Origin of the sequence: Acidovorax sp. HMWF029, from assembly GCF_003060895.1 — a bacterium.
Classification (GTDB): Bacteria; Pseudomonadota; Gammaproteobacteria; order Burkholderiales; family Burkholderiaceae_C; genus Acidovorax.
This window is the reverse complement of the sequence record NZ_QAIH01000084.1, coordinates 1-10,465: the sequence shown is the minus strand read 5'-3', so window position 1 is coordinate 10,465 and position 10,465 is coordinate 1. Positions and strand designations below refer to the sequence as shown.

The following is a 10,465-nucleotide window of genomic DNA, read 5'->3' as shown; positions in this document are numbered from 1 at the left end:
TGGTATGGCTGGGACTACGCCCAGCGCGGTGGCGTGCAGAGCATGGCGGGGCTGGAATCCGTCTCGATGTTCTGGGCCTACCTGGCCATGCCGGTCGGCGGCGTCTTTTGCGCCGTGGGCATCATCGGCAACCTGATTGACCCCCTGCGCATGGAACTGGAGACCGCCCAATGAGCGCCGTGATGATTTCCACGATGGTGCTGTGCTTCGCGCTCACCATCTCGGTGGCCGTATCGATTGGTCTTGCGTCCATCCTGGGCATCCAGGCGTCCAACGCGAACATGCTCATTTCCGTGAAGGAGATGTTCGCCTCGATCAACAAGTTTCCGCTGGCGGCCATCCCCTTCTTCATCCTCGCCGGCAACCTGATGGAGACCGGCGGCATCTCGCGCCGCCTGGTCGAGTTTGCCAAGAGCATTGTGGGCGGCGTGCAAGGTGGCCTGCCCATGACCTGTGTGCTCACCTGCATGATCTTTGCCGCCGTATCGGGCTCGTCCGTGGCCACCACGTTTGCGATTGGTGCCATCCTCATCCCGGCGCTCATCAAGCACGGCTACCCCACCAGCTATGCGGCTGCGCTGCAGGCCACCAGTGCCGAGCTGGGCGTGATCATTCCGCCCTCCATCCCGATGATCCTGTACGGCGTGAGCGCCGAAGTGTCGATTGGCGAGCTGTTCATTGCAGGCTTTGGCCCCGGCATCCTCATCAGCTTGGCACTGATGGCTTTTGTGTGGGCGTACTGCAAGTACAAGGGCTGGGGCAAAAACGATGGCGATGGCCGCATGCCGTTCGGCAAAGCCACGCTGCAGGCAAGCTGGGCGCTGCTGATGCCCGTCATCATCCTGGGCGGCATCTACGGCGGCGTTTTCACCCCCACCGAGGCATCAGCCGTGGCCGTGTTCTACGCGCTCATCGTGGGTATGGTGATCTACCGGGAGATCAAGCCCAAAGACCTGTTCGCCATCCTGCGCAAGTCGGCCATCTCTTCGGCGGTGATCATGTTCATCATCGCCAATGCGGGGCTGTTTGCGTTCCTCATCACCCGCGCCGGGGTGCCCGATGCCATCGGCCGCTGGCTGGAGGCAGTGTTGCAATCCCCCGCCATGTTCCTGCTGGGCGTGAACGCCGCGCTGTTCGTGATCGGCATGTTCATCGAGACCAGCGCCGCCATCATCGTGCTGGCGCCCATCCTGGCGCCCGTGGCCATGCACTTTGGCATCGACCCGGTGCACTTCGGGCTGATCATGGTGGTGAACCTGGCGCTGGGCATGATCACCCCGCCCTTTGGCGTGAACCTGTTTGCGGCCTGCACGGTGGCCAAGATCTCGCTGGACCGGATCATCAAACACCTGCTGCCTTTTGTGTGTGTGATCCTGGTGTGCCTGATGGTCATCACCTATGTGCCATCGATTTCTCTGGCCTTGCGCGACCTGGTCTATGCCAAGTAAGCGTTAGAATCCCGCCCGTCAGGAGAGAGTGCTCCGCCCCCCAACCGGGCGTACAGCACCGCCGAAGGCGCAGGCAGCTGCCGAACGCTCAGGCAAAAGGACTGGCAACCGCCCGCAGTGATGCGGGCGTTCCCTTGCTGGAGAGAGATGGCCCGCCGCACCGCGCGATGAGGCCATCCACCGAAGGAGCAAACCGCACGGCCAGCCAGGGCGCTGCGGTGAATCTCTCAGGTAAAGCGGACAGCAGGGCAAATCCCGTAGTCACCTTGGTGGCTGCGGCCCCCATTTGCCCCGGAGTTCCGCCATGTCCGCCACCGCCGCCCCGCTGCTCACCACGCCCCTGAACGCCTTGCACATCGAACTGGGCGCCCGCATGGTGCCTTTTGCAGGTTACTCCATGCCCGTGCAGTACCCCGCAGGCCTGATGGCCGAACATGTGCACACCCGCACCGCAGCGGGCCTGTTCGACGTGTCGCACATGGGCCAGCTCAAGCTCATCGGTGCCGACGCCGCCGCCGCGTTCGAGACGCTGATGCCCGTGGACGTGATCGACCTGCCCGTGGGCAAGCAGCGCTACGGCCTGCTGCTGACCGACGAGGGCACGGTCATCGACGATTTGATGTTCTTCAACCAGGGCGTGGTGAATGGTGAACCCACCATCTTCGTCATCGTCAACGGCGCCTGCAAAGTGGGCGACATCGCCCATATCCAAGCCCGCATCGGCCAGCGCTGCACAGTGGCGCCCATGCCCGACCATGCCCTGCTTGCCCTGCAGGGCCCGCAGGCCGTCACCGCCCTCGCCCGCCTCGCACCCGGAGTTGAAAAGCTGGTGTTCATGACCGGCGGCACATTCACCATCGCAGGCTGCGACTGCTTTGTGACCCGCAGCGGCTACACCGGCGAAGACGGCTTTGAAATCTCCGCGCCCGCCGCACAGGCCGAAACACTGGCCCGCGCCCTGCTGGCCCAGCCTGAAGTCAAGCCCATTGGCCTGGGTGCCCGCAACTCGCTGCGGCTCGAAGCCGGTCTGTGCCTGTATGGCAATGACATCGACACCACCACCACACCCGTAGAAGCCGCCCTGAACTGGGCCATGCAAAAGGTGCGCCGCACCGGCGGTGCCCGCGCTGGCGGCTTTCCGGGGGCCGACAAAGTGCTGGCCCAGCTCGACAACCCCGCCAGCATCACTCGCAAGCGTGTTGGTCTGGTCGCGCTGGAACGTGTGCCCGTGCGCGAGCACACCGAGCTGCAAAGCACCGATGGTCAGAAGATCGGCGAAGTCACCAGCGGCCTGCTGGGCCCCACGGTGAACGAACCTGTGGCCATGGGCTACGTGCTGCCTGCATTTGCCGCCATTGGCACCCGTGTCAACGCCATCGTGCGCGGCAAGGCCGTACCGATGGAAGTGCGTGCCATGCCCTTTGTCCCCGCCAACTACTTTCGCGGTTGATTTCGCGGGTGGCTGTGCACCAACGCAGCCTGCGCCCGCTACATTGCTGATTCCTTTACTTATCCCGTTGCTTGAGGAGCTTCCCCATGACCGTCAAATTTTCCAAAGAACACGAATGGATCAACACCGCCGACACGGCCGCTGCCGTGGTGGGCATCACCGTGCACGCACAGGACGCCCTGGGCGATGTGGTGTTTGTGGATCTGCCCGAGGTGGGTGCAACCTTCAGCCAAGGTGACGTGGCGGGTGTGGTCGAGTCGGTGAAAGCCGCTGCCGATGTGTACATGCCCGTCACCGGCGAGATCGTGGAAGTGAACGAAGCCCTGCGCGCAGATCCTGCCCTGGCCAACACCGACCCGCTGGGCGCTGGCTGGTTCTTCAAGGTCAAGCTGGCCGACGCCAGCCAGCTCGACGGCCTGATGGACGAAACCGCTTACACGGCATTCGCTGCCAACGCGTGATGCCCTGATGGCTTGGTGGGCTCCATGGCCCACCCAGCTTCAAAAACCATAGCTGCTTGCGCTGGATTCATCAGGTTCTCAGCAATAAACCTCGGCAAAGACCGTCCATCAAGCGCAAACAAGCTCCTTTTTTTATAGCACCCAGACTGCCTGCCATGACCGCCGCCCTGCCCACTTCCTTGCCGTTGTCCGCGCTGGAAAACGCCACCGAATTCCTGCCACGCCACATCGGCATCGACGCAGCGGATGAAGCCCACATGCTGTCCGTGATCGGTGAGGCCTCGCGCCGCGCGCTGATCGACTCCATCGTGCCGCGCTCCATCGCACGCAGCAGCGCCATGGACCTGCCAGCGGCCACCACCGAGGCCGCTGCGCTGGCCGAGCTCAAGACCATCGCAGGCAAGAACCAGCTGCTCAAGAGCTTCATCGGCCAGGGCTACTACGGCACGCACACGCCCGGGGTCATCCTGCGCAACATTCTGGAGAACCCCGCCTGGTACACCGCCTACACGCCCTACCAGGCCGAAATCTCCCAAGGCCGCATGGAGGCCCTGGTCAACTTCCAGACCATGGTGTGCGACCTGACGGGCATGCCCATTGCAAATGCCTCCATGCTCGACGAGGCCACCGCCGCCGCCGAGGCCATGACGCTGGCCAAGCGCTCGGTCAAGAGCAAAAGCAACGTGTTCGTGGTGGCGGGCGATGCCCACCCCCAAACCATCGAAGTGATACAGACCCGCGCACTGCCGCTGGGCATCGAGGTAAAGCTGGCCAATTCCGCCGACGAATGGAACACCCTGCTGGCGGGCGACTACTTTGCCGTGCTGGCGCAGTACCCCTCCACCAGTGGCCGCATTGACGACCTGCGCGCCGATGTGGAGGCAGCCCACGCCAAGCAAGCTGCCTTCATCGTGGCGGCAGACCTGCTGGCCCTCACGCTCATCACCCCGCCCGGCGAACAAGGCGCCGACATCGTTGTGGGCACCACCCAGCGCTTTGGCATGCCCATGGGCGCTGGCGGCCCCCACGCTGCCTTCATGGCCTGCCGCGACGAGTTCAAGCGCAGCCTGCCCGGCCGCCTGGTGGGAGTGAGCGTGGACGTGCACGGCAAGCCGGCCTACCGCCTGGCCCTGCAAACGCGCGAGCAGCACATCCGCCGCGAAAAGGCCACCTCCAACATCTGCACGGCCCAGGTGCTGCCCGCCGTGGTGGCCAGCATGTACGCCGTGTACCACGGCCCGCAGGGCCTCAAGCGCATCGCCCAGCGCGTGGCCAGCTACGCCGCCATCCTGGCCCGAGGCCTCGTGCAACTGGGCGCACCGGTGCGTGAGCAAGCCACCTTCGACACGCTGGTTCTGAAAACCGACAACGCTACAAAATCAATAGCATCAAAAGCAATACAGTCAGGCGCAAACCTGCGAATTTACTTTGAAAATTACCTGTGCATCTCGCTGGACGAGACCACCACGCGCGCCGACATCGAGCTGCTGTGGAAGATCTTCGCCCAGGACGGCCAGGCCCTGCCAACCTTCGACGCCTTCGAGAACGGCATCGAGCCGCTGATTCCCGCCGCGCTGCGCCGCACCAGCCAATACCTGACGCACCCGGTGTTCAACACACACCACAGTGAGACCGGCATGCTGCGCTACATCCGCCAGCTGTCCGACAAGGACCTGGCGCTGGACCGCAGCATGATCCCGCTGGGCAGCTGCACCATGAAGCTCAACGCCACCAGCGAGATGATCCCCATCACCTGGCCCGAGTTTGCCAACGTGCACCCCTTTGCCCCGGCAGACCAGCAGCAGGGCTACAGAGAACTGGACGAGCAACTGCGCGCCTGGCTGTGCCAGGCCACCGGGTACGCGGGCATCAGCCTGCAGCCCAACGCGGGCAGCCAGGGCGAATATGCGGGCCTGCTCGCCATCAAGGGCTACCACGAGTCGCGTGGCGAGGGCCACCGCAACATCTGCCTCATCCCCAGCAGCGCCCACGGCACCAACCCCGCCAGCGCGCAGATGGTAGGTATGCAGGTGGTGGTGACGGCCTGCGACGCCAACGGCAACGTGGACATGGCCGACCTGAAGGCCAAGTGCGAACAGCACAGCGCCAACCTGGCCTGCATCATGATCACCTACCCCAGCACGCACGGCGTGTTTGAGACCAGCGTGAAGGAACTGTGCGCCCTGGTGCACAGCCACGGCGGCCGCGTGTACGTGGACGGAGCCAACATGAACGCCCTGGTGGGTGTGGCCGCCCCCGGCGAGTTTGGCGGCGACGTGAGCCACCTGAACCTGCACAAGACCTTCTGCATCCCCCACGGCGGTGGCGGCCCCGGCGTGGGCCCCGTGTGCGTGGTGGCGGACCTGGTGCCCTTCCTGCCCGGCCTGCCCGGTCAAGGCGACCAGCCGCAAGCCCTCGCCGCAGGCAAAGTAGGCCCCGTCAGCGCCGCACCCCTGGGCAACGCCGCCGTGCTGCCCATCAGCTGGATGTACATCCGCATGATGGGTGCCGACGGCTTGAAGGCCGCGACCGAAACCGCCATCCTCAGCGCCAACTACATCAGCGCCCGCCTCAAGGACCACTACCCTACGCTGTACGCGTCGGCCAACGGCCATGTAGCGCACGAGTGCATCCTGGACCTGCGCGGCCTGAAGGACACCAGCGGCGTAATGGCCGAAGACGTGGCCAAGCGCCTCATCGACTACGGCTTCCACGCCCCCACGCTGAGCTTCCCCGTTCCCAACACGCTGATGGTGGAGCCCACCGAGAGCGAAACCCTGTCCGAGCTGGACCGCTTCATCGATGCAATGATCGCCATCCGCGAAGAGATCCGCCAGATCGAAGCAGGCACGCTGCCGCAAGACAACAACCCGCTGAAGAACGCCCCTCACACCGCAGAGAGTCTGCTGAGCGGCGACTGGACCCGCCCCTACACCCGCGAAGCCGCAGCCTACCCTGTGGCCGCGTTGCGCCAAACCAAATACTGGTCGCCCGTGGGCCGCGTGGACAACGTGTGGGGCGATCGCAACCTGAGCTGCAGCTGCATCCCGGTGAGCGACTACGCCTGACCCCGCAGCAAAGGCCACGGCGGCACGGTCAGCCGCCACAGCCCTTGCTCTTGCAAGCCCTGGAGCCCTCTCGCCCAGGGCTTTTTTCGTTGGGGACCCTTACAGACACGAGCAGGAACACGCATAAGATCGCGGGCTGTGTTGAGATTCACCCTTCTAGGAGCCTCCTTTGCGAAACCTCTTGTGCCTTCTGCTCGCCACCGCCGTGATGGCCCCCGCCGCCATGGCTCAAACCTCCAAACCCGTCACCACAGCCAGTGGTCTGGTCTATGAATCGCTCAAAGACGGCACGGGCGAATCGCCCAAGGCCACCGACACTGTCAAGGTCCACTACAAGGGCACGTTCCTGGACGGCAAAGAGTTCGACAGCTCCTACAAGCGCGGCGAGCCCACCTCGTTCCCGCTCAATGGCGTGATCCCTTGCTGGACCGAAGGTGTTCAGCGCATGAAGCCCGGCGGTAAGGCCAAGCTGACCTGCCCGCCCTCCATCGCTTACGGCTCCCGTGGCGCCGGTGGCGTGATTCCGCCCAATGCCACGCTGAATTTCGAGATCGAACTCATCTCCGTCGGCCGCTGACACCATGCCTCTTAAGGTCGGTGACCTCGCACGGCGCACCGGCCTCACGGTACGCACACTGCACCACTATGACGAGATCGGGCTGCTCACGCCCTCTGGCCGTTCTGACGCGGGGTATCGCCTATACAGCCAAGCCGATGTGCAACGGCTGCATGGCATCCAGACCATGCGCCAGATGGGCCTGGCGCTCAGCGACATTGCCGAACTGCTCGCGGGCGAAGGGGTGGCCCCCCAACGCATCATTAGCCAGCAAATCCGCGCGCTGGACCAGCAGATCGCCCAGGCCACCGAACTGCGTGGACGGCTGACCATGCTGCGCGACGGCCTCATGGCGGGCGCAGAGCCCGACATGAGCAACTGGCTGGAAACGCTCGCGCTCATGACCACCTATGGCAAGTATTTCAGCACCCCAGAACTCAAACAGATCTTCACCAACTGGAGCCTGATCGAGGCCGACTGGATCGTTGTCAAAGACCTGGTGCGCAGCGCCATGGAGCGCCAGCTGCCGCCCGACACGCCTGAGGTACAGGCGCTGGCCTACCGCTGGATGGCCCTGATGCTGCACTGGATGGGGGGTGATCTTGACCTGCTGGACCGCTGGGGCCACATGTTCCGCTCCGAACCCAGCACCCAGGGGCGCAACCATGCACCGCCCGGCGACATGATCGAGTACATCGAAACGGCCATCAAATTGCGCCTGGCATTGCTCGAAAAGTACCTGACCCGCAACGACCTGCGCAAGCTGGGTCATGTGCCGCATACCAACTGGGCTGCACTGGAGCAGGACGTTCAAGCGCTCCTTGCCCGTGCACTGCCGCCCCACCACCCCGAGGCCGCGACTGCAGCCATGCGCTGGGACGCAATGTTTGACACACTGACCAGCAACAGCCCCGAACTGCGCCAGAAGCTGCTCACTGCTTCGGACAACGAGCCTCTGCTGCAGGCAGGCTCACCCTTGAGCGCACCCGTGCGTGGCTTTTTGCGCGCCGCACTGGCGTACGCGGCGCCAAAGGCAGACGCAGACGCATCGGCAGCACCCAGTGCACTCTTGGAAAAATTTGCATCACAGAAATGCAGATAGCACTTGACCCTCACGCAACGTGAGGCTCCAAAGTCGGTCCCCATGAATGGATCGACACATGACTATTGACACTGCATCCCCGCGCAAACCGCTTAACCAAGGCAACGCCCTCACCGAAAACCCACGCGCGGCGCTGTTCAAAGACCACAACTTCCGCTGGATGACGGGCGGCTCTCTGCTGTCCATGCTGGGCGACCAGTTCACACTGATCGCGCTGCCCTGGTTGGTACTTCAAATGACAGGCGACACGCTGGTGCTGGGCACAGTTCTGGCCCTCATCAGCGTGCCGCGCGCGCTGTTCATATTGATCGGTGGTGCGCTGGTAGACCGACACTCCCCCAAGCAGGTGTTGATGATCACCAAGTACATCAACCTGCTGCTGCTGGCCGTGCTGGCGGGGCTGGTGTTTGCAGGCACGCTGTCGCTGTGGATGGTGTACGTGCTGTCCCTGGGCATTGGCCTGGCCACGGCCTTCAGCATTCCCGCGGCCACCGCCATGATGCCCCACGTGGTGGCACGCTCGCAATTGCAGGCCGCTAACGGCATCAGCTTGGGGCTGCGGCAACTGACCATGTTCCTAGGGCCCCTGCTGGCGGGGCTGCTGATTGCACTGTTTGGTGCGGGCAACGCAGCCCAAGAAGCCGTAGACGCACCGGCCCACGCCAATGCCACCGGCATCGGCATTGCATTCGCGCTCGACGCCCTGAGCTTTGCGGTGTCGGCCTGGACGCTGTCCAAGGTGCAGACCCACGCTGGCAACTCGGCCCCAGCAGCCGCGCCCCAGGCGGTGTTGACATCGGTGGCACAGGGGCTGATTCACTTCTGGCGCGATGGCGAACTGCGCACCTGCTTTCTCTACTGGAGTGCGATTGCTCTGTTCATCATGGGCCCCATCCACATCGCCATCCCGGTGCTGGCCAGCAGCAGCCCGCAACTGGGTGCTGCGGCCTTCGGCACCATCGTGGGCGCCCATGGCGCGGGCACGCTGCTCGGTATGGTGGTGTCGGGCATGGTTCCCCGGCTGCGCTTTGGAAGCCTGGGCATGACCATCCTCGCGTTCGACGCCATCATCGGTGTGCTGTTCATGCCCATGGGGCTGATCACCGCCGTGTGGCAAGGTGCTGCGCTGATGGCGGTAATTGGCTTGCTGGGCGGTTTCATGCAGGTGAGCGTGTTCACCTGGATCCAGCAGCGTGTGCCACCTGCCCTGCTAGGCCGGGCGATGAGCCTGTTCATGTTTATCTTCATGGGCCTGGCGCCCATCTCTGCGGCGGTGACGGGCTGGGTGATGAAAAGCATAACGCTGCCTCAACTGTTTGCGGCCAGTGGTGGCACGCTGGTGGTGCTCACCGCACTGGCGTCGGTGCTGACGCCCATGCGCCGCGTAACAGATGCTGCCCCGGCCGCGCGCTGATGCTGTACACGTAAAAAAGGGCCGGGCGACAGCCCGGCCCTTCGAGACCTGGAGACGAGCGGATCAGACCTCAGTCACGAACTGCTCACGCGGGCGGCGCACCTTCTTCAGGTTCACCAGCCAGTCGCCTTCGTCGGCGCGGTAACCCAGGGGCACAATCGCCACGCTGCGCAGGCCACGAGCGCGCAGATCCAGGATCTCGTCCAGCGCCTTGGGGTCAAATCCTTCCATGGGGGTGGAATCCACCTCTTCGAACGCCGCCGCGATCAGAGCTGCGCTCATGCCGATGTATGCCTGGCGTGCTGCATGCTGAAAGTTCACCTCTGCGTCACGCTGAGGGTAGCTATTGAGCAACATCTGGCGGTAGTTTTCCCAGCCTTCGTTCTTGAAGCCGCGCTGTTCATTGGTCAGGTCAAACATCATGTTGATGCGCTCGGCCGTGTAGTTGTCCCAGGCGGCAAACACCAGCAGGTGTGATCCGTCGGTGATCTGGGCCTGGTTCCAGGCGATGGGCTGGATGCGGGCACGTACGGCGGGATCGGTCACCACAATGATCTCAAAGGGCTGCAAGCCGCTGGAGGTCGGCGCAAGGCGCGCAGCTTCAAGAATGCGCTCTACCTTTTCCTGAGGAACCGCCTTGGCAGGGTTCATCTTCTTGGCGGCGTAGCGCCACTGCAGTTTGTTCAGCAGGGGTTGGGCGGCAGTGGTGTCAACGAGGTTCATGGCAAGGATTCCTGAAATCTGCAAGAGGGTTGGCTGAAAAAGTGCTGATGCTTCAACTGTAAAGACTCGGCTTTCTGGGAGTAAGCACCGCTGCGGAAAAGGATTGTTCGCAATCGGTAAACAATCTCTCCAAAAAACAACCGTTCTCCAGCCCACTCCCAGAGTCCGTCGCCTGCGGGCGTACACTCGCGGCCATGCGTTCTGGCCCACAGCATGGCGCGGCGTGTGCCCGCCCCTCCCGTC

At 63.7% G+C, this 10,465-nt stretch carries 9 protein-coding genes and 2 riboswitches; of the genes, 8 read left to right on the top strand and 1 reads right to left on the bottom strand.

The features are described from left to right. From DBR12_RS05160 to DBR12_RS05125, 8 genes are all read left to right on the top strand, one after another. On the top strand, positions 1-174 hold a 174-nt coding region (locus DBR12_RS05160; protein ID WP_233244310.1), incomplete at its 5' end, for a TRAP transporter small permease. Next, entirely contained in the window at positions 171-1,448 is a 1,278-nt protein-coding gene (locus tag DBR12_RS05155; protein WP_108616272.1) for a TRAP transporter large permease, read from the top strand. The genes DBR12_RS05160 and DBR12_RS05155, both read left to right, overlap by 4 nt. A gap of 17 nt (positions 1,449-1,465) precedes the next feature. After that, positions 1,466-1,554: riboswitch (glycine riboswitch) on the top strand. A 21-nt stretch (positions 1,555-1,575) separates the two neighbouring features. Next, positions 1,576-1,702, top strand: a riboswitch (glycine riboswitch). 50 nt (positions 1,703-1,752) lie between these two features. Beyond that, complete coding sequence (gene gcvT / locus DBR12_RS05150; protein WP_108616271.1) at positions 1,753-2,898, top strand: glycine cleavage system aminomethyltransferase GcvT; 1,146 nt, start codon at positions 1,753-1,755, stop codon at positions 2,896-2,898. Between the two features lie 86 nt (positions 2,899-2,984). Next, entirely contained in the window at positions 2,985-3,359 is a 375-nt protein-coding gene (gene gcvH, locus DBR12_RS05145) for a glycine cleavage system protein GcvH (protein ID WP_108616270.1), read from the top strand. 155 nt (positions 3,360-3,514) lie between these two features. Then, on the top strand, positions 3,515-6,427 hold the full coding sequence (gene gcvP / locus DBR12_RS05140) for an aminomethyl-transferring glycine dehydrogenase (protein ID WP_108616269.1): 2,913 nt from the start codon (positions 3,515-3,517) through the stop codon (positions 6,425-6,427). Positions 6,428-6,635: 208 nt separating this feature from the next. Further along, complete coding sequence (locus DBR12_RS05135) at positions 6,636-7,004, top strand: FKBP-type peptidyl-prolyl cis-trans isomerase (protein ID WP_233244309.1); 369 nt, start codon at positions 6,636-6,638, stop codon at positions 7,002-7,004. Positions 7,005-7,008: 4 nt separating this feature from the next. After that, a complete protein-coding gene (locus DBR12_RS05130; RefSeq protein ID WP_108616267.1) occupies positions 7,009-8,085 on the top strand; it encodes a MerR family transcriptional regulator in 1,077 nt (358 codons plus the stop codon). A gap of 58 nt (positions 8,086-8,143) precedes the next feature. After that, on the top strand, positions 8,144-9,499 hold the full coding sequence (locus tag DBR12_RS05125) for an MFS transporter (RefSeq protein ID WP_255575906.1): 1,356 nt from the start codon (positions 8,144-8,146) through the stop codon (positions 9,497-9,499). A gap of 63 nt (positions 9,500-9,562) precedes the next feature. On the opposite strand, the gene DBR12_RS05120 is transcribed toward DBR12_RS05125, so the two are convergent. Continuing rightward, entirely contained in the window at positions 9,563-10,222 is a 660-nt protein-coding gene (locus DBR12_RS05120) for an NAD(P)H-dependent oxidoreductase (RefSeq protein ID WP_108616266.1), read from the bottom strand. Positions 10,223-10,465: the final 243 nt, after the last annotated feature.

Excerpts from the sequence above, each read along its gene's own strand:
- DBR12_RS05125 (WP_255575906.1), top strand. The coding sequence starts at position 8,144 with ATGACTATTGACACTGCATCCCCGCGCAAACCGCTTAACCAAGGCAAC.
- DBR12_RS05120 (WP_108616266.1), bottom strand. The coding sequence starts at position 10,222 with ATGAACCTCGTTGACACCACTGCCGCCCAACCCCTGCTGAACAAACTG.
- DBR12_RS05155 (WP_108616272.1), top strand. The coding sequence starts at position 171 with ATGAGCGCCGTGATGATTTCCACGATGGTGCTGTGCTTCGCGCTCACC.
- gcvH (WP_108616270.1), top strand. The coding sequence starts at position 2,985 with ATGACCGTCAAATTTTCCAAAGAACACGAATGGATCAACACCGCCGAC.
- gcvP (WP_108616269.1), top strand. The coding sequence starts at position 3,515 with ATGACCGCCGCCCTGCCCACTTCCTTGCCGTTGTCCGCGCTGGAAAAC.
- DBR12_RS05135 (WP_233244309.1), top strand. The coding sequence starts at position 6,636 with ATGGCCCCCGCCGCCATGGCTCAAACCTCCAAACCCGTCACCACAGCC.
- gcvT (WP_108616271.1), top strand. The coding sequence starts at position 1,753 with ATGTCCGCCACCGCCGCCCCGCTGCTCACCACGCCCCTGAACGCCTTG.
- DBR12_RS05130 (WP_108616267.1), top strand. The coding sequence starts at position 7,009 with ATGCCTCTTAAGGTCGGTGACCTCGCACGGCGCACCGGCCTCACGGTA.